Raw genomic sequence first — 22,312 nt, 5'->3', positions numbered from 1 at the left:
ACATCCATTGATTCTTGCCGCGTTAAAACAGTAGATTTATCGCAATGAAAATGCACAACCGACTGCGATCATCAATCACCCTTGTGATTTTTGTGCTTACTTCATGTGTCCTTCAGGCTCAGAAAGTGGGATTGGTACTGAGCGGTGGTGGGGCAGCGGGTTTGGCGCATATAGGTGTAATAAAAGCTCTGGAAGAAAACAATATTCCGATCGACTACATTACCGGTACCTCCATGGGCGCCTTGATTGGTGGACTATATGCTTCGGGGTATTCTGTCGAGGAAATCATCCAATTTGCAAAAAGCCCCGAGTTTTTATTGGCTATTGAGGGGAAGCTCGATAAAAAGGATGTTTACTATTTCACACAAGAGCTTTATGATGCATCCATCATCAGAATAAAAGTAAATCCCAAAAACATCTTAGGTGCTAGCCTCCCGACGAACCTGGTCACTCCAAATCTAATGGAGTATATGTTTATGGATATTTTCTCGGGTCCTGCCGCGGTCGCAAACTATGATTTCGATAGCCTCATGGTTCCCTTCCGATGCGTTGCTGCGGATATCACAAAGAAAGAAGAAGTTGTATTTAGAGAAGGAAGTTTATCAAGAGCTCTGCGGGCCTCAACTACTTACCCTTTTTACTTTCAACCAATTTCAGTCGATAGCACATTGCTTTATGATGGGGGGTTATACAATAACTTCCCGGCTGACGTGATGTACGATGAATTTTTACCGGACTACGTGATCGGTAGCAATGTGGCTTCCGTTATTGATCCACCGACGGAAGACGACCTTTTCTCTCAAATAAGGAATATGATCAGTAGTCAAACTGATTTTTCTTTGCACTGTGAAAATGGAGTCCTTATTCTTCCACCATCAGAACTTGGTGTATTCGATTTTGCTTCCATTGATGAGCAAATTGAGAGTGGCTACCTAAGCGCTCTGGCACAGGTAGATGAAATTTTAGAGAATACCGAGAGTCGACGGACCATCGAGGATCTTGACAGTCTGCGCGCACTATTCAACTCTCAAATTCCAGAAAAGAATATTTCTACAATAGATATTCTAGGTGAATTAACAGCTAATCAGAAAACCTACATTTCAAGCACTCTAGGTCCTGAAAAGTATGATTACGCTTACACCTTTTCTGATTTCAAACCACAATTTCTTCGGCTAGCCCAAGACGGAAAAATTAAAAACACGCAGCCATACGCAACATATTACGAAAGCGAAGATGCCTACAACGTCGCGTTACGAATTAGGCAGGAAAAGGACTTGAAACTCTACTTTGGAGGAAATTTTTCTTCCAGACCCGTGAATTTTGGCTATGTAGGTGTGAAGTACAACCTTTTTGGCCGAAGCTCTACCAGCATCATGGCCAATAGCTATTTTGGTAAGTTCTACGGTTCTGTTCTTTTACGTGCGAATATAGATTTCGGAGGAAAAAAACGATTCAGCTTTGCACCTCATGTGGTCTTGAATCGCTGGGACTATTTCAGAAGCTTCGCAACCTTTTTTGAGCTTTCTCGACCTTCATTTATCGTAAAAAGTGAAACTTACGGTGGAATAGACTTCATCGCCTCTTTGGGTAATAACACCATCCTCACCGCTGATTTCGACTATGGGGAAACCGAAGATCGATACTACCAGACGGAAGATTTTACGGTAGCAGATACTTCTGATGTTACCAATTTTACTTTGGGAACAATAGGAGTAGGAATTGATCGAAATACGCTCAACCGTAAGGTATACCCCAATAGTGGTACTCGTTTGCAGATATCAGTTAGAGGTGTAGTCGGAGAAGAGCTTACAGAGTATGGCTCTACGACTGTTTTAGAAGAGTCTTTCCAATTCAAGGATGATCACAAGTGGTTTGAGGCAAAACTCAAGTACCAAAATTACTTTGCAAATTTGGGGCCCGTAACTTTTGGGTTTGATGCAGAAGCACTTTACTCCAATAAACCCTTCTTTGAGAATTACAACGCTTCACTCATTTCTGCTCCAGCTTACACCCCCATTCCAGAAAGTAAAACCATCTTTTTAGATGAATTCAGAACAACTGAATATGTGGCACTTGGCTTGAAGTCAATTATTGAGCTCCGAAAGAATTTTGAAGTGCGTATTGAAGGATATGCCTTTCAACCTGGTCAGGAAATTATTAGAAACGGCTCAAATGACGCCGAATTCACAGAGCCTTTTGAAGACCGCTATTTTATTGGTGCCTCAGCTTTGGTTTTCCACAGCCCTCTAGGGCCTGTTAGTCTGAATCTCAACTACTATGACAGTAGAGATGAGGGACCTTGGAGTTTCTTCTTTAACTTTGGCTATACTATCTTCAACAAAAGCGTTTATGAGCTTTAAGCTTGGGCTGTAGGGCCACCAAAATTCATTGGAAAACCTCCACCACCATCATTTGGATTGCTGTCAGAAATCTTTCCGTGAACAGACTCGAATTTTTGAATATTGTCCTGTAGGGCACGCATCAAACGTTTAGCATGTTGCGGAGTCAATACGATTCTGGCCTTCACTCTTGCCTTGGGCATACCTGGCATAACTCGAATAAAATCCGCTACAAATTCAGCATTAGAATGGGTGATTATGGCCAAATTTGAATAGATGCCATCTGCCACATCCTCTTTCAACTCTATATTGAGTTGATTCTTCTTTTGGTCTTTATTTTGATTTTGATCAGCCATAGTTGATTATGATAAAAAAAGGCCATCCGCTAGAGGGATGGCCTTTTGTTTGTTATTGAAGTTATTCTCCAGCCTCCACTGCGGTGGCTTCGGTACTCTTTTTCTCTATGAGTTTCTCATATTCTTCTTTCGAACCAACATTCACTTTTTGGAATTTTCGCAAACCGGTTCCTGCAGGGATCAAATGTCCTACAATTACGTTTTCCTTCAATCCTAAGAGATTGTCTCGTTTACCATTTACTGCAGCCTCGTTAAGAACCTTTGTGGTCTCTTGGAAAGAAGCAGCCGAGATAAAGCTCTTCGTTTGAAGTGAAGCTCTCGTAATTCCTTGAAGCAACGGACGCGATGTAGCAGGAATTGCTTCACGCGCTTCTATTTGCTGCATGTCCTTACGCTTCAGTTGAGAGTTCTCATCTCTAAGCTTTCTGGCTGAAAGTATCTGACCAGGCTTAACGTTAGGGGCATCACCTGCCTCAACAACCACCATCATACCGAAGAGTCTGTCATTCTCTTCCATGAAGTCGATCTTCTCAACACTTTGCTTTTCTAGGAATCGAGTATCTCCCTGATCTTCAATTATTACTTTACGCATCATCTGTCGAACAACAATTTCAAAATGCTTGTCGTTGATTTTCACACCTTGCAATCGGTACACCTCTTGGATCTCGTTTACCAAGTACTCCTGTACTTTAGTGGGTCCTTGAATTGCCAATATATCGCTTGGTGTAATAGCTCCATCCGATAGAGGCTGACCTGCTCTCACAAAGTCATTTTCTTGTACCAAGATGTGCTTGCTCAGAGAAACAAGGTATTTCTTGATTTCACCTGTTTTGCTTTCCACCATAATCTCGCGGTTACCACGCTTGATTTTTCCGTAGGAAACAATACCGTCGATTTCACTAACCACTGCCGGGTTTGAAGGGTTACGTGCTTCAAAAAGCTCAGTAACTCGTGGCAAACCTCCCGTGATATCCCCTGTCTTACCGGAAATACGTGGAATCTTAGCAAGAATAAATCCTGAGATGATCTCTTTTCCTTCCTCAACATTCACGTGAGCTCCTACAGGTAAGTTGTAAGTTTTTACAACTTCCTTGGATTTCTTGTCAATGATTAGAATCGCAGGGTTCTTTTTCTTATCACGACGCTCAGTAATTACCTTCTCACGGTAACCCGTCTGCTCATCAACTTCCTCACGGTAAGTTATACCCTCTTCAAAGTTTTCGAATTGGATTTTACCTGCGGCTTCTGAGATTATTACAGCGTTATAGGGATCCCATTGGCAAATCGCATCCCCTTTTTTCACCTTAGCTCCATTTTTGATAAAGAGTTCGGCTCCATAAGGAATATTGTTGGTAGCGATAACCACTCCTGTTTTTGCATCAATCAGACGCATCTCCCCTGAACGACCAACTACAATGATTCTCTTAGATCCATCAGCAGCTACGCTCTCAACGGTTCTCATTTCTTCCAGTTCAACCGTACCTGCGGCTTTCGCTCTAATTTCTGATTCATCAGCAATGTTAGAAGCTGTACCCCCAACGTGGAAGGTACGAAGCGTAAGCTGAGTTCCCGGTTCACCAATAGACTGCGCAGCGATAACCCCAACAGCTTCTCCTCTTGTAACCATTCTACCTGAGGCAAGATTTCTACCGTAGCACTTCGCACATACTCCTCGTTTTTCTTCACAAGTCAGTACCGAACGAATTTCTACTTCCTCAATTCCGGCTTCGTCAATGAGTTGAGCTATTTCCTCGGTAATTTGCTCACCTGATTCAACGATTACTTCATCCGTTTCGGGGTGGAGTATATCATGTACAGAAGTACGTCCTAAGATTCTTTCGTTAAGTGTCTCAACGATTTCTTCGTTCTTCTTCAATGGAGTTGCTACCAAACCACGGAGGGTTTCACAATCTTCATTGAGGATAACGACATCCTGGGCTACATCTACCAAACGACGTGTTAGGTATCCTGCATCGGCAGTTTTAAGAGCCGTATCGGCAAGTCCTTTACGCGCACCGTGAGTAGAGATGAAGTATTCAAGAATAGAAAGTCCTTCCTTAAAGTTCGAAAGAATCGGGTTTTCAATAATATCCTGTCCTCCTGTAGCACTTGATTTCTGAGGCTTTGCCATCAGTCCCCTCATTCCTGAGAGCTGACGAATCTGCTCCTTAGATCCACGTGCACCTGAGTCAAACATCATGTAAATTGAGTTGAACCCTTGCTTATCGTTCTTGAGGTTGTCCATCAAGATATTGGTCAACTTCGAATTCGTATGCGTCCAAATATCGATGATCTGGTTATAGCGCTCATTGTTTGTTATAAGACCCATACCGTAATTATCGGTTACAGCCTTAACTTCTTCAACAGCCTTATCTACCAACACTTCTTTTTCCGGCGGAATCATTACATCATTCAAATTGAATGACAGTCCGCCTTTGAAGGCCATGTAGTATCCTACTTGCTTGATATCATCTAAGAATTTAGCTGCTCGTGCCATACCTACGGTTTTGATTACCGTACCGATAATATCACGAAGTGCTTTCTTCGTAAGTACTTGGTTCAAATAACCTACTTCCTTCGGAACCATGTTATTGAAAAGAACTCGACCGGTCGTCGTCTCAAGCAGGTGTGTTTTTCCGTCGATATCTTCGTAACGGAATTTTATGTGAGCGTGTAACGCAAGCATTCCTTCGTTGTACGCAATCTCCACCTCTTCAGGACTGTAGAAGATTTTTCCTTCTCCTTTTACCGTATGCTCTTTATCACTGGTTCTCCCTTTGGTAATGTAGTAAAGACCCAATACCATATCTTGAGAAGGTACGGCGATAGGTGCTCCATTCGCAGGGTTAAGGATGTTGTGCGATGCAATCATCAAAAGCTGCGCTTCCAAAATGGCTGCATTGCCCAAAGGCAAGTGGACTGCCATCTGGTCACCGTCAAAGTCGGCGTTGAATGCAGTACATGCAAGCGGGTGCAATTGGATTGCTTTACCTTCTATCAATTTTGGTTGGAAAGCTTGAATACCCAAACGGTGCAAAGTTGGTGCACGGTTGAGGAGTACAGGATGCCCTTTCAAAACATTCTCTAGGATATCCCAAACAACAGGCTCTTTTCTGTCAACAATTTTCTTTGCTGATTTCACGGTTTTTACAATACCTCTTTCAATCATCTTTCGGATGATAAATGGCTTGTAAAGCTCAGCTGCCATGTCTTTTGGCAAACCACACTCGTGAAGTTTCAGCTCAGGACCTACAACGATTACAGAACGCGCAGAATAGTCAACACGCTTACCGAGAAGGTTCTGACGGAATCGACCTTGCTTTCCTTTCAAACTGTCTGAAAGGGATTTCAATGGTCGGTTTGATTCTGTTTTTACCGCTGAAGACTTTCTTGAGTTATCGAAAAGGGAGTCTACCGCTTCTTGCAGCATACGCTTCTCGTTTCTTAAAATCACCTCAGGAGCTTTGATTTCAATCAATCGCTTCAAACGGTTGTTTCGAATAATTACTCTTCGGTAAAGATCGTTCAAGTCAGAAGTAGCAAAACGTCCTCCATCAAGAGGAACGAGTGGACGCAATTCCGGCGGAATAACGGGCACTACTTTGATAATCATCCACTCGGGACGGTTCTCAATTCGAGTATTTGCTTCACGGAATGCTTCAACAACCTGAAGACGCTTAAGTGCTTCATTCTTTCTCTGTTGAGAAGTCTCTGTGTTGGCTTTGTGGCGCAACTCGTATGACAATTCATCGAGATTGGTGGTCTTAAGCAAATCGTGCAGAGCATCAGCTCCCATCTTCGCGACGAACTTATTCGGATCACTTTCATCCAAATATTGGTTCTCCTTTGGAAGCGTCTCTAAGATATCGATGTACTCTTCCTCCGTAAGGAAATCCATACGAGATAGTTGCTCACCCTCTTCATTTACGGCAGGACCTGCATTGATAACAACGTAGCGCTCGTAGTAAATGATTTGGTCCAGCTTCTTCGTAGGAAGACCTAGAAGGTAACCGATTTTATTAGGCAATGACTTGAAGTACCACACGTGCGCAACAGGAACAACCAAGGAGATGTGTCCTTGACGCTCACGACGCACTTTCTTCTCTGTTACCTCTACACCACAGCGGTCACATACGATTCCTTTGTATCGGATTCGCTTGTACTTACCACAGTGGCATTCGTAATCTTTTACAGGACCGAAAATTCGCTCGCAAAATAAACCATCGCGCTCTGGTTTGTAGGTTCTGTAATTTATGGTTTCGGGCTTTAACACTTCACCATGACTCTTCTCAAGAATTTCTTCAGGAGAAGAGAGGCTTATGGTGATACTGTTGAAGCTTGATTCTATTTTTTTATCCCTTTTTAAGGCCATTGGAATGATTTTCTTTCGTTGAAAACTCCGTTAACACTATACTTAATCTAGACTAACTTTAAGTCCGAGACCACTCAATTCGTGCAAGAGCACGTTGAATGATTCTGGAATACCCGGTTCGGGCATATTCTCTCCTTTCACAATAGATTCGTAGGCTTTCGCTCTACCAACTACGTCATCAGACTTTACTGTTAGTACCTCTCGCAAGATGTTTGATGCACCAAATGCTTCGAGTGCCCAAACCTCCATCTCTCCAAAACGCTGGCCTCCAAACTGAGCTTTACCTCCGAGTGGTTGCTGTGTAATGAGTGAGTATGGTCCGATTGAACGTGCGTGCATTTTGTCATCAACCATGTGAGCAAGTTTCAGCATGTAAATCACACCTACTGTTGCCGGTTGGTCAAAGTGCTCTCCAGTACCTCCATCTCGAAGTGTTGTCACACCGTAACGTGGAACATCTGCTTTGTCAGTGTATTCATTGATTTGATCAATGGAAGCACCGTCAAAAATCGGAGTGGCGAATTTCATCCCCAGTCTCTTACCTGCCCAACCGAGAACGGTTTCGTAGATCTGACCAAGGTTCATTCTAGAAGGTACACCAAGTGGGTTAAGAACAATATCTACAGGAGTTCCATCATCTAGGTAAGGCATATCTTCCTTACGAACAATTTTCGCAACGATACCCTTGTTTCCATGACGTCCCGCCATCTTATCTCCCACCTTAAGCTTGCGCTTCTTGGCGATGTACACTTTAGCCAATTTCAAAATTCCGCTTGGTAGCTCATCACCTATGGTGATTTGGAACTTCTTACGCTTGTGCGCACCTACCAAGTCGTTGTGTTTGATATTGTAGTTGTGGATCAGCTTTTTGATCAAAGTATTGATGTGGTCATCAGTGGTCCATCTGCTCGGGTTAACTATAGCATAGTCAATCGCATTCAATGCCTTCTGAGTAAACTTAACACCTTTCTTGATCTGCTCTTCTTTGAAGTTGTTGAATACTCCTTGAGAAGTTTTACCCGCAACCAGCTTGTTCAACTTGTCTATCAACGAAGCTTTCAAGTCTGCACAGTCCTTGTCAAACTGTTTGTCGATTTCCTCAACAATGGTTTTCTCGGCTGCTTTGGTTTTTGGCGACTTAACCGCTTTTGCGAATAACTTCTTGTCGATCACAACACCTCTTAATGAAGGTGAAGCTTTCAAAGAAGCATCTTTCACATCTCCTGCTTTATCACCGAAGATTGCTCTAAGAAGTTTCTCTTCAGGCGAAGGATCAGTTTCTCCTTTCGGAGTAATCTTACCTATCAAGATATCGCCTTCACGGATCTCAGCTCCTACACGGATCATTCCGTTTTCGTCGAGATTCTTTGTTGCTTCTTCACTTACGTTTGGAATATCAGGAGTCAATTCTTCCTGTCCACGTTTTGTGTCTCTTACTTCTAAGATGTACTCATCGATGTGAATAGAAGTAAAGATGTCCTCACGAACAACTTCTTCAGAAATTACGATCGCATCCTCAAAGTTGTAACCCTTCCAAGGCATAAATGCTACCATCAGGTTTCGACCTATTCCGAGTTCTCCACCTTGAGTGGCATAACCTTCCGTCAAAACTTGACCAGGGCTTACTTTATCTCCTTTTGCAACCATCGGACGCAAATTCATGCTCGTTCCTTGGTTGGTCTTCAAGAATTTAATGAGAGGATATTCTTTCGTATCACCATCGAAGCTAATGAGTTTTTCTTCCTCATTTCGCTCGTATCGGATAACGATTTTCTTAGAATCTACATATTCTACTACTCCAGTCCCTTCAGATGAAACCAAAACTCTAGAGTCTTGTGCAACTCGCTTTTCCAAACCTGTTCCCACAATCGGAGACTCAGGTCTTAAAAGTGGAACCGCCTGACGCATCATGTTCGATCCCATCAGTGCGCGGTTGGCATCATCATGCTCCAAGAATGGAATGAGTGATGCAGCAATCGAGGCGATTTGGTTCGGAGCAACATCGATCAAGTCAATCTCATTTGGCTCAACTACAGGGAAGTCTCCTTCTTTTCGAGCTTTCACTCTTTCAGATTCAAGAATTCCTTTGTCGCTGACCTGAGCATTTGCCTGAGCAATCATTTTCTCATCTTCCTCTTCGGCGCTCAAATAGATCGGTTCAGTTTTCAAATCAACCTCTCCTCCGGAAACCGTTCGGTAAGGTGTCTCAATAAAACCTAGTCTGTTGATCTTTGCAAAAACACAAAGTGAAGAGATCAAACCAATGTTTGGTCCTTCAGGTGTTTCAATGGTACAAAGACGGCCATAGTGCGTATAGTGAACGTCACGAACCTCAAAACCCGCTCTTTCTCTAGAGAGACCTCCGGGTCCGAGTGCAGACATTCTTCTCTTGTGAGTCACCTCTGAAAGAGGATTGGTCTGGTCCATGAACTGAGACAACTGGTTCGTTCCGAAGAACGAGTTAATCACCGAAGAAAGTGTCTTGGCGTTGATCAAATCAGTTGGTGTAAATACCTCGTTGTCACGAACATTCATTCTTTCACGGATGGTACGAGCCATACGAGCCAAACCTACACCAAATTGGTTGTGAAGTTGCTCCCCTACGGTACGCACACGTCTGTTGCTCAAGTGATCGATGTCGTCAACATCTGTATTGCTATTCACCAAATCAATCAAATACTTGATGATTTTGATGATGTCTTCTTTGGTAAGCGTTCGTTCTGAATAGTCGGTATCCAAACCGAGTTTCTTGTTGATTCTGAAACGCCCTACTTCTCCTAAGTCATATCTTGTTTCAGAGAAGAAAAGTTTGTCAATTACACCTCGAGCCGTTTCCAAATCAGGTGGCTCAGCATTACGAAGTTGACGGTAGATGTGCTCTACCGCTTCTTTCTCTGAGTTAGACGTATCTTTCTGGAGTGTATTATAGATGATCGAGAAGTCAGCTGCATTGATATTCTCCTTGTGAAGAATAACTGTTTTGGCTCCTGATTCAAGGATTTGCTCAATTTGCTCCTCCTCAATCATTGTCTCACGATCTATGATCACTTCGTTTCTTTCAATAGAAACTACTTCTCCTGTATCTTCATCTACGAAGTCCTCTACCCAACTCTTAAGAACACGAGCGGCCAGCTTTCTTCCAAGTAATTTTTTAGCTCCGGTTTTAGTAACCTTAAACTCATCGGCAAGGTCGAAAATCTCGAGAATGTCTTTATCACTTTCGTAACCAATGGCACGAAGCAATGTAGTAACAGGAAGCTTTTTCTTACGGTCAATGTATGCATACATTACTGCATTGATGTCCGTTGCAAACTCAATCCATGATCCTTTGAAAGGAATTACTCGTGCAGAATATAACTTGGTTCCGTTAGCGTGACGACTCTGACCGAAGAATACTCCGGGAGATCGGTGAAGCTGGGAAACTATAACTCTTTCTGCTCCATTCACTACAAATGATCCTTGCGGAGTCATGTATGGAATGGTACCCAAGTAAACGTCTTGGACGATAGTCTCAAAGTCTTCGTGTTCCGGATCTGTGCAGTACAGTTTCAATTTTGCCTTGAGCGGCACTGCATAGGTTAATCCTCTTTCTACGCATTCTGTGATGCTGTATCGAGGTGGATCTACGAAATAATCCAAGAATTCAAGTACGAATTGATTTCTTGTATCAGTAATAGGAAAGTTTTCGGTGAAAACCTTGTAGAGGCCTTCCGTTTCCCTGTCTTCGGGATTTGTTTCGAGCTGAAAAAACTCTTGAAACGACTTAATTTGAACTTCCAAAAAGTCTGGAAATTCAATATTGTGTTTACTAGAAGAGAAATTTATTCGCTCGTCTTTTTTCTTTGTGATTGTAGCCAAGACTGCAGGGTTTGAGTGTGATTAAGAAAAAACGCCTGATATTAATAAGGCATAAAAAGGCTCAGGCCATCTCGCCGAAGCAAGATGACCCAGAGCCTAACAATAAGCGTAAGAATATGTTTTTGTCTTACTTAACTTCAACTTCAGCACCGGCTTCTTCAAGTTGTGTCTTAAGCGATTCAGCTTCTTCTTTAGAAACTCCTTCCTTAATAGGACCTGGAGCTCCATCAACAAGACCCTTCGCCTCTTTAAGACCAAGTCCGGTAAGTTCTTTCACTAGTTTCACAACGGCCAATTTAGCGCCGCCCGCAGCCTTAAGAATTACATCGAATTCTGATTGCTCCTCAGCTGCATCTCCGCCGCCTCCAGCACCTGGTGCTGCTACAACTGCTGCTGCAGCTGCAGGCTCGATACCATGCTCTTCTTTAAGGTATTCTGCTAGTTCGTTAACTTCTTTTACGGTAAGGCCTACCAATTGATCGCCTATAGCTTTAACGTCTGCCATTTTATTTGATTTTAATGTGTGGTTCTGTTTGTTTAAAAAAATTAGGATTCACGTTCTTCGAGTGTTTTCATAAGACCACCCAATGTGTTTTTACCTGATTCAAGAGCACCGATAACATTGCGTATTGGTGATTGAAGTAAGCCGATAACTTCTCCGATAAGCTCTTCACGAGACTTAATATCGGTCAAGGTATCCAATTGGTCGTCTCCTACGAAACACATTTCTTCAACGTAAGCCGCTTTTAGAATTGGCTTTGGATGCTTCTTTCGGAATTCTTTAATGAGTTTGGCAGGAAGATTTCCTGTTTCACTCAACATGATCGAAGTCGGGCCAGCCAATACATCGTACATGTCTGAAAAGTCTTTTCCTTCTACTTTTTCGAAGGCTTTTCTTAGAAGTGTGTTCTTAACAACGCTAAGACTAACTTCTTTTTTATGACATGTTCTTCTGAGATTGGAGGTCGCTTCGGCATCTAATTCCGAAGTGTCTGCAAGGTAAATTACGTTTGCAGCTGATAGCGTTTCGGCCAACTCATCGATAACTTGATTTTTTTCTGATTTAGTCATTTTTTGAGTTTTACCGTTATTCGGAAACCGATTTAGCTTCAACTTTGACGCTAGGAGACATAGTTCCACTAAGGGCTATGCTTCTAATGTAGGAACCTTTGGCTGCAGCTGGTTTCAACTTCACGAGGGTTTGCAAAACTTCTCTTGCATTCTCGCGAATTTTCTCAGCATCAAAAGATGCTTTACCAACAGCAGCGTGAATGATGCCATACTTGTCAACTTTGAAGTCGATTTTACCTGCTTTTACATCACTAACAGCTTTCGCAACATCCATCGTTACGGTTCCGGTCTTAGGATTAGGCATAAGACCACGTGGGCCTAATATTCTACCTAATGCCCCAACTTTCCCCATTACGTTTGGAGTTGTAATAATTACATCAACATCGGTCCAGCCGCCTTTGATTTTTTCAATGTACTCGTCTAATCCAACAAAATCAGCTCCTGCCTCAGTGGCATCACCTTCTTTGTCAGGATTACAGAGTACTAAAACTCGGACGTCTTTTCCTGTACCATGTGGAAGGGAAACACTTCCCCTAACCATTTGGTTTGCTTTTCTAGGATCCACGCCAAGCCGAACAGCTAAATCTACTGAGGAATCAAATTTGGTAGTTGAAATTTCTTTCACAATACCAGATGCTTCTTCCAGAGAGTAGGTTTTAGTTGGATCGAACTTGCTTAGCGCTTCTTTTCTTTTCTTAGATACTCGCATAACAAAAGTTTTAACCGTTAAAAGGGCTTTTACCCTTGACATTTATCCCCATGCTTCGCGCAGTCCCTGCTACCATTTTCATTGCAGACTCAACTGTAAAAGCGTTCAAATCGGGCATTTTATCTTCTGCGATCGCGCGAACTTGATCCCAGGACACACTGCCCACTTTTAAACGATTTGATTCAGCCGAACCTGATTTGAGCTTGGCAGCTTCAAGGAGTTGCACAGCTGCGGGAGGAGTTTTAACGATGAAGTCAAAAGACTTATCGGTATAAACGGTAATGACTACCGGTAAAACTTTTCCAGCTTGATCTTGTGTACGAGCGTTAAACTGCTTGCAGAACTCCATTATATTCACCCCTTTCGCACCGAGAGCCGGTCCTACGGGAGGTGAAGGGTTGGCAGCCCCACCTCTAATTTGCAGCTTGATTAGCCCGCTTACTTCTCTAGCCATATCAAGTTTGGGTTTTTAATTTATGATATTCAGTGTCTCTGGAAGCGACCACTCTCACAAAGCGGCCAAAAGACTCTGGTGTATCCTTTGTTTAGTTAATAATTAGCCTTCTTTCTCAACTTGCATGTAGCCAAGTTCGAGCGGAGTTTTCCGACCGAAAATCTTAACCATCACTTTAAGTTTCTTCTTCTCTTCGTTTACTTCTTCAACAACTCCGTTGAAATTGTTGAATGGGCCATCGACAACTTTCACGCTCTCTCCGACTACATATGGAATATTGATTTCTTCTTCGCTCTCAGCGAGCTCATCAACTTTTCCTAATATTCTATTTACTTCAGTGGTTCGTAGTGGAACAGGATCTCCCCCTTTTTCAGCTCCTAAGAAGCCAATAACATTATTAACGCCTTTGATAAGGTGAGGAACTTCCCCTACCAGATCAGCTTCGATCAAAACATATCCTGGAAAGAAGTTTCGTTCTTTACTAATCTTCTTGCCGTTACGTATTTGAAACACCTTCTCCGTTGGGATAAGCACTTGAGCGACATGATCAGAAAGCTTACTTCGGCTGATCTCCAATTCGATCATATCCTTTACCTTCTTCTCCTTGCCACTAATTGCACGAACGACGTACCACTTTTTTGATGCAGAATCTGCCATGCTGTTATAGGTCGGCTAGTAAGTCGTAAATAAATCCCAGAACTCCTCTCCACTGAAAGCCGTCGCTGGCAGCATCGATAACTTGAACACCGAAGACATAATCCATTACGAATATGATTCCAGCGATAATGAGTGACGCTACAAGCACAAGTATGCTACTACTTTGCAGTTGTTTCCACGAAGGCCAGGTCACTTTATGGACCAACTCATCGTAAGATTCTCTGAATGTTGTTTGAAGACTAGCCACGTTTCTTATTTTTTATGCACGGGTGGAGAGACTCGAACTCCCGACACCTGGTTTTGGAGACCAGTGCTCTACCAGCTGAGCTACACCCGTGTATTGACAGGGAAAGGTGAACGCCAAAATGGCATTCACCTTCACTGTCAAGGTTTATTAATTAATTACTCAATAATCTCAGTTACCTGTCCCGCACCTACTGTGCGTCCACCTTCGCGGATTGCAAAGCGAAGACCTTTGTCCATCGCTACAGGTACGATCAAGTTTACCTCGATAGATACGTTATCACCAGGCATTACCATTTCACGGCCCTCGCCAAGAATGATTTCACCTGTTACGTCAGTCGTTCTGAAGTAGAACTGAGGACGGTATTTATCATGGAATGGAGTATGACGTCCACCTTCTTCTTTCTTCAACACGTAAATTTCAGCTTTGAATTTAGTGTGAGGAGTGATAGAACCAGGCTTTGAGATAACCATACCTCGACGGATAGCTGCTTTGTCAATTCCACGTAGAAGCAATCCTACGTTATCTCCTGCTTCACCTCTGTTAAGGATTTTACGGAACATCTCAACACCAGTAACTACTGATTTCAATTTCTCCACCTGCATACCTACGATGTCAACCTCGTCACCGGAGTTAATTACTCCTGTTTCGATACGACCTGTAGCAACAGTTCCACGCCCTGTGATAGAGAAAACATCCTCTACAGGCATCAAGAAATCTTTATCAATTTCACGTGGTGGAATTTCGATCCAACTGTCAACAGCATCCATCAATTCTTCAACGGTCTTAACCCACTTCTCTTCTCCGTTCAATGCACCAAGTGCAGATCCCATGATTACAGGAGTGTTATCTCCGTCATACTCGTAGAAAGAAAGTAGCTCTCGCACTTCCATTTCAACTAGCTCCAGAAGCTCCTCGTCATCTACCATGTCCACTTTGTTCATGAAAACAACAATACGTGGAACACCTACTTGGCGACCAAGAAGGATGTGCTCACGCGTTTGTGGCATAGGACCGTCAGTGGCAGCAACTACCAAGATAGCACCATCCATTTGAGCGGCTCCAGTTACCATGTTCTTAACGTAATCGGCGTGACCCGGGCAGTCAACGTGAGCGTAGTGACGGTTAGCCGTCTGATACTCAACGTGTGAAGTATTAATGGTAATACCACGCTCCTTTTCTTCGGGAGCATTATCGATTGAATCGAAAGATTTCAATTCAGACAGGCCTTTACCTGCAAGTACTGTGGTGATCGCAGCAGTCAACGTCGTTTTACCGTGGTCAACGTGACCAATGGTACCTATGTTAAGGTGAGGTTTGGAGCGATCAAATTGTTCTTTAGCCATTGCTAAGTAGTTTAAATGATTATTTGATTCTTATTTTCAATTGCAAAATGCCTAATCTATGAGCCAATGACGGGAATTGAACCCGTGACCTCGTCCTTACCAAGGACGCGCTCTACCCCTGAGCTACATCGGCTTGGTAAAGAGTAGAGCGGGAGACGAGACTCGAACTCGCGACATTTAGCTTGGAAGGCTAATGCTCTACCAACTGAGCTACTCCCGCTTAAACTCTTTAATACCAGTGGGGAGAGCAGGATTCGAACCTGCGAAGGTGAAACCAGCAGATTTACAGTCTGCCCTCGTTGGCCGCTTGAGTATCTCCCCATTCAATATAGTACTTTAAAGAGCCGATGGAGGGACTCGAACCCCCGACCTGCTGATTACAAATCAGCTGCTCTAGCCAGCTGAGCTACATCGGCAAAAAAATAATTTTAGAACGTTTCGGACACTTTGGCCCAACCTTTGTCCAAAAAGGTCTGCAAATGTATAAAAGTTTTCAGTCGAAAAAAAAGAAAGCAAAAAAAAGAATTGACGAGTTTCTGAAAAATAAAAAAGATGCTCTCTTTTAGGGAGATATAAACGAAAAAACCACCCCCTATTGGGGTGGTCAAATTTATGATTTCGATCTGCAATGCTCTAAGCTATTGCTCTCTTTTCTTTTGTCTTCTTTATCTGACGCCTTAAAGCCTCTATAACATGATCGGTGGCTTCTTCAAAGCTGGCAGCCTGTCTCTTAGCAAACAAATCCTTCCCAGGCATATTCAGTTTTATTTCGGCAATCTTATTTCCTCGTTCATTGTTCTTTTCAACTTTGAGATACACATTGGCATCTAAAAGTTTGTCGTGAAACTGCTCCAGCTTTTGGAGTCGTGTTTCAATGAAGTTTATCAATTTAACGTCTGCTTTAAACTGAATGGAGTGAACGCTAATCTGCATATTGTCCAATTTTTTATGGTTAGTAACTAATTAAATTCAACTTTTCGGGTGGCTACTTCGGTACACTTTGATCAATTGCTCAACACTATTGTGCGTGTATACTTGAGTCGCTGCCAATGATGAATGACCCAACAGTTCTTTGATCGCATTTATATCTGCTCCTTTATTGAGCATATGCGTAGCAAAAGTGTGTCTTAAAACGTGTGGACTCTTTTTGCTGATCGAACTGACTTTTGAAAGGTAGTCATTGACAATTCTATAAACAAGTCTGGGATAGAGCTTCTTTCCTTTTTGGGTCAGAAAGAAGTAATCTTTGTCGTGAATACTTTGGAGATCATATCTAGCCAGGAGGTAAGTTTTAAGGGCGTCAATCATTGGTTGTCCTACGGGCACGATTCTCTCTTTGTTCCGCTTTCCCAGTACTTTTATTGCACCCTGCTCAAAATCAACTGAATCCATTTTTAGACCAATCAATTCAGCAGATCTTATGCCTGTATTGTAGAAAAGCTCAATGATCGCTTGATCTCGTATTCCATCATGAGATTCGTCAAAACACGCTCCTTGTCTACCGACTTCAAGAGCCACCTCTTCAACAAACACAGGAAGCCTCTTTGGCATTTTCGGGATAACCAACTTGGCCGTGGGGTCAACCTGGACTCCGAACGTCTTTTTCCTCCATTTGTAAAATGACTTTAGCGCGCTGACTCGGCGCTTTATAGTTGATGCTGATGATCCCGACTCGAGGGCATCGACCATCCAAGACCTTAGAAATTGATGTGTCGCATCTTCCAGACCACATTCAAAACTCGTAGTCAGATAAAAGGAAATATTCTCCAGATCGCCGTGATAGGCATTAACAGTATGAAGACTGTAATTTTTCTCAAACTGAAGATATGCCAGGAATTTTTCGATCATAAAAAAAGGCATCCGCCTGCGACGGATGCCTTAAATATCTAAAATACAAACTTACTATTCGTTATTGCCGTGCACTTTATTTACATAGATAGCTTTCAGCTTCTCTTGGCGCTTGATAATAGAAGGTTTGATAAATTGCTGTCGACGACGCAACTCTTTAACTACTCCTGTGCGGTCGTATTTCTTCTTAAACTTCTTGAGCGCTCGCTCAATATTTTCGCCTTCTTTAACTGGTATAATAAGCATGTGTCTGAATTCAAATTTGGGCTGCAAATATATGAATAAAATTAACTAATACTCAAGAAAGAATTTTTCTTGAAATCACAAGCTTCTGGATTTCGCTTGTTCCCTCTCCGATCGTACAGAGTTTGCTGTCCCTGTAGAATTTTTCAACGGGAAAGTCTTTGGTATAACCATAGCCACCAAAAACCTGAACCGCTTCCGTTGACACTCTCACGGCAACTTCAGAAGCGTAGTACTTGGCCATGGCAGACTCCTTGGTCATCTCTTCTTTTCTATTCTTGAGATCGGCAGCCTGAAGCGTCAATAACTCGGCTGCTTCAATTTCAGTAGCCATATCAGCTAGTTTGAAGGCGATGGCCTGAAAGCTTGAAATCGGTTTTCCGAATTGCTCTCTTTCTTTGCTGTATTTCAAAGCGGCTTCATAGGCACCTTTTGCTATGCCGATAGAAAGGGCTGCAATAGAAATTCTACCCCCGTCCAACACTTTCATTGCTTGGATAAAACCCTCTCCCAGATTTCCGAGAACATTCTCTTCCGGAACTCTGCAATCTTCAAAAACCATTTCAGCAGTTTCAGAGGCTCGCATGCCCAATTTATTCTCTTTCTTCCCTGCTTTGAAACCAGGCGTTCCTCTTTCGACCACAAAGGCAGTAATACCTCTAGAGTCCAATAAGTCTCCTGTTCTGACAAGAACAACAGCTACATCACCGCTAATTCCATGAGTGATCCAGTTTTTTGTACCATTGATAACCCACTCATTGCCATCTTTTACGGCAGTGGTTTTCATCCTTAGTGCATCAGAACCGGTATTGCTTTCCGTCAAGCCCCATGCTCCGATCCATTCTCCTGTTGCCAATTTTGGCAACCACTTTTTCTTTTGCTCTTCAGAACCAAAGGCCAAAATATGACCTGTGCAAAGCGAATTGTGAGCGGCAACTGAAAGCCCTACTGAACCGCAAATTTTTGCGATTTCGGAGACAGCTGTGTAATATTCATAATATCCAAAGCCTGATCCGCCGTACTCTTCGGGCACAAAGACACCAAGTAGCCCGAGTTCTCCCATCTTCTTCATCGTGTCTATCGGGAAATGCTGGTTTTCGTCCCAGTCCATAAAATGCGGGCGAATCTCCCGCTCACCAAAATCCTGCACCATTTGTGCGATCATCTTTTGGTTTTCTGTTAGTTGTGAATTCATTTATTTTTAAGTTGGTGGTTCAATCGTAATCGACAACGCTTAAAATAGGCTTGTCGGTAGCTGCGAGTTTTTCTCTTCCGAGCAATCCCTTCAATTCAATAAGGAAAGAGAACCCTGCTACGGTTCCTCCTTCAAGATTGATGAGCTCCCTGCTGGCCACAGCAGTTCCTCCGGTCGCCAGAAGATCATCGTGAATAAGCACGTTCATTCCAGGCTCCACTACCCCTCTGTGCATTTCGATAGTAGCACTTCCATACTCCAAGTTATAGCTATGCTCAACCGTTTCTGCAGGTAGCTTACCCTTCTTTCTGATGGCGATAAACGGAACGTTCATTTCCATAGCCAAAGGCAATCCGAACAAAAAGCCTCGACTCTCAATTCCGGCAACCGCATCAATCCTCAGCCCCTCAAACTGACGCATCATTTCGTTTACAACAGCACGACTTACCGAAGGGTTTTCAAGGATGGGTGTTATATCACGAAAAAGAATGCCTGGTTTCGGGAAATCAGGCACATCGCGTATTATAGTAAGAAGTTCTTCTCGAAGATTCATTCTACAAAATTAAGGTAGGGCACAAGTTTACGGCATAAATCAGCATCTAACAAGCCTGATGAACAGAATGCTTTCGAATTGGAAAAGCCACCTGCCTCTTCTCTTTTTAATACTATTTTGTTTGCCTCTCCAAAACTCAAGTAAGGGTGTTGAGATAAGTCAAAAGCAGAGGCAGAGTTGATTTTGATTTGCTGAACCTCTGCCTGATCAATAACTACTTGATTGGCAAATTTGTCAATTTTCTCCGGTGTCATCTTCCATAGCTCTAAAAGTTGGGCCAGACTGTGATAACCTCCCAATTCTTCACGGTACTCAATGATCTTCTTGGCGTAAAACGAACCGATGCCGTTCAGTTTTTTCAACTCATTGGTATCGGCTGTATTGAGATTACATGTGAACTCTTTGAACGAATAGCTTTGAGTCGATGCGGTGTCGGACCATTTCACCTTAGGCTTATCCGTGCTGGTTTCGAACGATTCAGAGTAATTTTTGTATTCCTTTTTAGGCTTTGAATCGGGTAGTTCAATAAATGGTTCGAGCTCTAGGTATTCTTCTTCGTCTACAAAAAAGAGCTTGGCAAAATCGCGTTTGATTTCAAAATTCGCCCCTGCCTTTTGATAATTCCTGAGCGTCTTGATTTCTTTTTCTGAAAACCCAAGGGCAGCGTATCCCGAATCACTCAGTGTATTTGGATTGAATGGGAAAAAAATCTTTTCCTTTTGGTCAACTGTGGGCGATTCGCCCGTCAAATCTCTAGATTGGGCAGTTTCATTCGCGTCAACCAATAAGATGTCTATTCTTTCAGTTTCAGGCTCATATAACAACATAAAAGCTTCAACACCTGCAATGGACAAGAAAACGATAATGGCGAGAACAATCACTCCTCGACGCTCTGAACGGTAATGTCTAAAATATGATTTGACCCGTTCAAGCATCCTTCATCTAAATTTATTTAAACTGTTTTATCTCCCCTGATTTGATGCGTTTAAAATACGATTTTAAATCGTCTCTGACTTCACTTGATAAAAGAAGTAGCCCTAGAATATTAGGGAAAGCCATTCCAAGAATCATCAAATCAGAGAAATCCAGGACACTCCCCAGTCCTACAGAGGAGCCAATCACGATAAAAATAAGGAAGATGAGCTTGTAGAGGTATTCCACTTTCTTGGTTCTACCAAAAAGATAGCTCCATGCCTTCAATCCATAGTAAGACCAAGAGATCATTGTGGAGAAGGCAAACAGGACAATAGCAATTAACAAGACCCAATCGAACCAAGGAAACACGTTGCTAAATGCAGCAGAAGTGAGCTCAGAACCGGTAAGTCCGGCAGGGTCGGTCGCGAATCCTGTGAAGATCAATACTAAAGCTGTCATTGTGCATACCAGAACAGTATCTACAAAGGGCTCTAGAAGGGCAACTACCCCTTCACTAACGGGATGCTTTGTTTTAGAGGCCGAGTGAGCAATAGAAGCCGAACCAACACCTGCTTCATTCGAAAAAGCGGCTCTTTGGAAACCGACTATTAAGACTCCAATCACACCACCTTTGAGTGCTGAAGGTGAAAATGCTCCATTGAAAATAGCTGCGAAGGCGGCGCCAATATTCTCTATGTGAATCAAGATGATGATCACGGCAAAGCCTACGTAAATACCAACCATGATAGGAACAATTTTGTCCGTAACCTTAGCAATACTTTTGATTCCGCCAAGAATGACCAAGCCTACCAGAATAGCTAGTATGGATCCAAAGAGTGCTCCATTACCTTCAAAAAGCGGTACTTTACTGGCAACCTGAACAAAAGCTTGATTGGCTTGAAACATATTACCTCCGCCTAAAGATCCTCCTACACAGAGAATGGCGAAGAGACCGGCAAGGACTTTTCCCAAGCCTTTCATATTTCTTTTTTCGAGGCCCTGGCTTAAGTAATACATCGGTCCACCCGATACTTCACCTTTGTCATTGATGAGTCGGTATTTTACCCCCAGTGTGCACTCAGTGAACTTTGAAGCCATTCCGAGTAATCCGGCAATGATCATCCAAAACGTAGCTCCAGGACCTCCTATGACGATCGCTACGGCTACCCCCGCTATGTTACCAAGGCCTACTGTAGCAGATAGTGCTGTAGTAAGTGCCTGAAAATGCGAAACCTCTCCCTTATCTTCCGGATCGTCATATTTACCAGCTACCAATTGAAATGCGTGTTTGACTCCTTTGAAATTGATGAACTTCATCTTTACGGTAAAGAAAATTGCACCGGCTACAAGCCAAACTACGATAAAAGGAATGTTCTTTTTCTGTTCGTCTCCATTTGCAGTTAGCAAAGGCCTCGGCTCATCGTACTTGATTCGAGCCATAATTCCCGTTTCGATACTAGCCATGGCCTCAATATCATCTCGGTCAAAAACCATCTCTCCTTCTGAGAACTCATGAACGAGCGCACCACTATTCTTCGCAAAAATTGTCAGCGTATCACTTGAATTCCTTCGAATCAATGCAATCTTATCCCCTTTCTCCACCTCAGAACCGTTTGAGGCATACCACTTCATCATAAAGATTCGTTGGACATTGTCTTCCTTAAAACCCGTTGCAAACACAGGCATTTGGTCTGCATAGACTACAGGGTCATAGATTCCAATGGCCTCAAAAGGATCCCAAAAGAGAACTGATGATAACCCACTTACAACAGGAAGAAAGACAGAATTGATATTCTCTTCCGCAGACTCTGCAGGTACTTCTCCTTCAAGAAAAAGTTCATTACCCGCTGAATCGGTCACCTTCACTGTGAATGGTCGACCTTCCACCAACCCTCTACTCGAAGCTGAACTAAGCGGAGTATCAGGGTTGGACCATTTATAAACATAAGGCGGTACACCCCCTGTAACCTGAACTTCGGCCCTCCCGTCCTTTATTTTTTCACTGTCATTTGAAACTTCAAGCGTTGCCTCAAGTTGAGCATTTACTGCTAGGGCTGTTAACAAAATGGCTCCAAAAAGGGAGAGAACTTTCTTCATAGTTTGGTTTATGCTCACACCTACGAGGGTGCGGAATCCGCTAAAGAACTAAAAT

The 22,312-nt window shown here is 42.9% G+C and carries 18 protein-coding genes and 5 tRNA genes; 1 reads left to right on the top strand and 22 read right to left on the bottom strand.

All coding sequences use genetic code 11. From position 1 onward, the window contains the following. Window positions 1–44: 44 nt before the first annotated feature. Window positions 45–2,360, top strand: a complete 2,316-nt coding sequence (locus O3Q51_11590; GenBank protein MCZ4409455.1) for a patatin-like phospholipase family protein — start codon at window positions 45–47, stop codon at window positions 2,358–2,360. Here O3Q51_11590 and O3Q51_11585 read toward each other — a convergent pair. The 22 genes from O3Q51_11585 to O3Q51_11480 all read right to left on the bottom strand — a co-directional run bounded on the left by O3Q51_11585 (window position 2,357) and on the right by O3Q51_11480 (window position 22,257). After that, a complete protein-coding gene (locus O3Q51_11585) occupies window positions 2,357–2,695 on the bottom strand; it encodes a DUF3467 domain-containing protein (GenBank protein MCZ4409454.1) in 339 nt (112 codons plus the stop codon). The two genes, O3Q51_11590 and O3Q51_11585, sit on opposite strands and share 4 nt — an antisense overlap. Before the next feature lie 61 nt (window positions 2,696–2,756). Beyond that, window positions 2,757–7,067: a DNA-directed RNA polymerase subunit beta' gene (gene rpoC, locus O3Q51_11580; protein MCZ4409453.1), complete on the bottom strand. Its 4,311-nt coding sequence runs from the start codon at window positions 7,065–7,067 to the stop codon at window positions 2,757–2,759. Window positions 7,068–7,109: 42 nt separating this feature from the next. Beyond that, entirely contained in the window at window positions 7,110–10,916 is a 3,807-nt protein-coding gene (rpoB, locus tag O3Q51_11575; GenBank protein ID MCZ4409452.1) for a DNA-directed RNA polymerase subunit beta, read from the bottom strand. Between the two features lie 136 nt (window positions 10,917–11,052). After that, on the bottom strand, window positions 11,053–11,430 hold the full coding sequence (rplL, locus tag O3Q51_11570) for a 50S ribosomal protein L7/L12 (protein ID MCZ4409451.1): 378 nt from the start codon (window positions 11,428–11,430) through the stop codon (window positions 11,053–11,055). A gap of 41 nt (window positions 11,431–11,471) precedes the next feature. Further along, window positions 11,472–11,996, bottom strand: coding sequence for a 50S ribosomal protein L10 (gene rplJ, locus O3Q51_11565; GenBank protein MCZ4409450.1), 525 nt, complete (start codon window positions 11,994–11,996; stop codon window positions 11,472–11,474). Between the two features lie 16 nt (window positions 11,997–12,012). Further along, window positions 12,013–12,705, bottom strand: coding sequence for a 50S ribosomal protein L1 (gene rplA / locus O3Q51_11560; GenBank protein MCZ4409449.1), 693 nt, complete (start codon window positions 12,703–12,705; stop codon window positions 12,013–12,015). 10 nt (window positions 12,706–12,715) lie between these two features. Further along, on the bottom strand, window positions 12,716–13,159 hold the full coding sequence (gene rplK / locus O3Q51_11555) for a 50S ribosomal protein L11 (protein ID MCZ4409448.1): 444 nt from the start codon (window positions 13,157–13,159) through the stop codon (window positions 12,716–12,718). Window positions 13,160–13,261: 102 nt separating this feature from the next. Beyond that, window positions 13,262–13,816 carry a transcription termination/antitermination protein NusG gene (gene nusG / locus O3Q51_11550; GenBank protein MCZ4409447.1) on the bottom strand — a complete coding sequence of 185 codons (555 nt, stop codon included), beginning with the start codon at window positions 13,814–13,816 and terminating at the stop codon, window positions 13,262–13,264. Between the two features lie 4 nt (window positions 13,817–13,820). Further along, window positions 13,821–14,063, bottom strand: a complete 243-nt coding sequence (gene secE / locus O3Q51_11545; GenBank protein MCZ4409446.1) for a preprotein translocase subunit SecE — start codon at window positions 14,061–14,063, stop codon at window positions 13,821–13,823. A gap of 17 nt (window positions 14,064–14,080) precedes the next feature. Next, window positions 14,081–14,153: transfer RNA gene (locus O3Q51_11540), tRNA-Trp, on the bottom strand. 65 nt (window positions 14,154–14,218) lie between these two features. Then, complete coding sequence (gene tuf / locus O3Q51_11535; protein ID MCZ4409445.1) at window positions 14,219–15,406, bottom strand: elongation factor Tu; 1,188 nt, start codon at window positions 15,404–15,406, stop codon at window positions 14,219–14,221. Window positions 15,407–15,467: 61 nt separating this feature from the next. After that, window positions 15,468–15,539: transfer RNA gene (locus O3Q51_11530), tRNA-Thr, on the bottom strand. Window positions 15,540–15,553: 14 nt separating this feature from the next. Next, a tRNA-Gly gene (locus O3Q51_11525) sits at window positions 15,554–15,626 on the bottom strand. Window positions 15,627–15,645: 19 nt separating this feature from the next. Beyond that, window positions 15,646–15,727, bottom strand: a tRNA-Tyr gene (locus tag O3Q51_11520). A 21-nt stretch (window positions 15,728–15,748) separates the two neighbouring features. Then, window positions 15,749–15,822, bottom strand: a tRNA-Thr gene (locus O3Q51_11515). A 217-nt stretch (window positions 15,823–16,039) separates the two neighbouring features. Beyond that, entirely contained in the window at window positions 16,040–16,339 is a 300-nt protein-coding gene (gene raiA / locus O3Q51_11510) for a ribosome-associated translation inhibitor RaiA (GenBank protein MCZ4409444.1), read from the bottom strand. Window positions 16,340–16,375: 36 nt separating this feature from the next. Beyond that, a complete protein-coding gene (locus O3Q51_11505) occupies window positions 16,376–17,254 on the bottom strand; it encodes a tyrosine-type recombinase/integrase (protein ID MCZ4409443.1) in 879 nt (292 codons plus the stop codon). Window positions 17,255–17,308: 54 nt separating this feature from the next. Next, a complete protein-coding gene (rpsU, locus tag O3Q51_11500; protein ID MCZ4409442.1) occupies window positions 17,309–17,500 on the bottom strand; it encodes a 30S ribosomal protein S21 in 192 nt (63 codons plus the stop codon). 52 nt (window positions 17,501–17,552) lie between these two features. Continuing rightward, window positions 17,553–18,692, bottom strand: a complete 1,140-nt coding sequence (locus O3Q51_11495; GenBank protein MCZ4409441.1) for an acyl-CoA dehydrogenase — start codon at window positions 18,690–18,692, stop codon at window positions 17,553–17,555. 19 nt (window positions 18,693–18,711) lie between these two features. Then, complete coding sequence (locus O3Q51_11490; protein MCZ4409440.1) at window positions 18,712–19,245, bottom strand: adenine phosphoribosyltransferase; 534 nt, start codon at window positions 19,243–19,245, stop codon at window positions 18,712–18,714. Next, complete coding sequence (locus O3Q51_11485; protein ID MCZ4409439.1) at window positions 19,242–20,180, bottom strand: helix-hairpin-helix domain-containing protein; 939 nt, start codon at window positions 20,178–20,180, stop codon at window positions 19,242–19,244. The genes O3Q51_11490 and O3Q51_11485 overlap by 4 nt, the downstream gene beginning before the upstream one ends. A gap of 13 nt (window positions 20,181–20,193) precedes the next feature. Then, window positions 20,194–22,257 carry an amino acid carrier protein gene (locus O3Q51_11480; GenBank protein MCZ4409438.1) on the bottom strand — a complete coding sequence of 688 codons (2,064 nt, stop codon included), beginning with the start codon at window positions 22,255–22,257 and terminating at the stop codon, window positions 20,194–20,196. Window positions 22,258–22,312 lie beyond the last annotated feature (55 nt).

It is taken from the genome of Cryomorphaceae bacterium 1068 (assembly GCA_027214385.1).
GTDB lineage: Bacteria > Bacteroidota > Bacteroidia > Flavobacteriales_D > Cryomorphaceae > JAKVAV01.
The sequence above is the reverse complement of the archived record's forward strand: the minus strand, read 5'-3'. Positions and strand labels throughout refer to the sequence as shown.

Bases quoted from the DNA above. Each gene is read 5' to 3' on its own strand.
- O3Q51_11505 (MCZ4409443.1), bottom strand. From the start codon at position 17,254: ATGATCGAAAAATTCCTGGCATATCTTCAGTTTGAGAAAAATTACAGT.
- nusG (MCZ4409447.1), bottom strand. From the start codon at position 13,816: ATGGCAGATTCTGCATCAAAAAAGTGGTACGTCGTTCGTGCAATTAGT.
- O3Q51_11490 (MCZ4409440.1), bottom strand. From the start codon at position 19,245: ATGAATCTTCGAGAAGAACTTCTTACTATAATACGCGATGTGCCTGAT.
- rplJ (MCZ4409450.1), bottom strand. From the start codon at position 11,996: ATGACTAAATCAGAAAAAAATCAAGTTATCGATGAGTTGGCCGAAACG.
- rpoC (MCZ4409453.1), bottom strand. From the start codon at position 7,067: ATGGCCTTAAAAAGGGATAAAAAAATAGAATCAAGCTTCAACAGTATC.
- O3Q51_11485 (MCZ4409439.1), bottom strand. From the start codon at position 20,180: ATGCTTGAACGGGTCAAATCATATTTTAGACATTACCGTTCAGAGCGT.
- rpsU (MCZ4409442.1), bottom strand. From the start codon at position 17,500: ATGCTTATTATACCAGTTAAAGAAGGCGAAAATATTGAGCGAGCGCTC.
- rplA (MCZ4409449.1), bottom strand. From the start codon at position 12,705: ATGCGAGTATCTAAGAAAAGAAAAGAAGCGCTAAGCAAGTTCGATCCA.
- raiA (MCZ4409444.1), bottom strand. From the start codon at position 16,339: ATGCAGATTAGCGTTCACTCCATTCAGTTTAAAGCAGACGTTAAATTG.
- O3Q51_11590 (MCZ4409455.1), top strand. From the start codon at position 45: ATGAAAATGCACAACCGACTGCGATCATCAATCACCCTTGTGATTTTT.
- O3Q51_11480 (MCZ4409438.1), bottom strand. From the start codon at position 22,257: ATGAAGAAAGTTCTCTCCCTTTTTGGAGCCATTTTGTTAACAGCCCTA.
- O3Q51_11585 (MCZ4409454.1), bottom strand. From the start codon at position 2,695: ATGGCTGATCAAAATCAAAATAAAGACCAAAAGAAGAATCAACTCAAT.
- O3Q51_11495 (MCZ4409441.1), bottom strand. From the start codon at position 18,692: ATGAATTCACAACTAACAGAAAACCAAAAGATGATCGCACAAATGGTG.
- rplL (MCZ4409451.1), bottom strand. From the start codon at position 11,430: ATGGCAGACGTTAAAGCTATAGGCGATCAATTGGTAGGCCTTACCGTA.
- rplK (MCZ4409448.1), bottom strand. From the start codon at position 13,159: ATGGCTAGAGAAGTAAGCGGGCTAATCAAGCTGCAAATTAGAGGTGGG.
- tuf (MCZ4409445.1), bottom strand. From the start codon at position 15,406: ATGGCTAAAGAACAATTTGATCGCTCCAAACCTCACCTTAACATAGGT.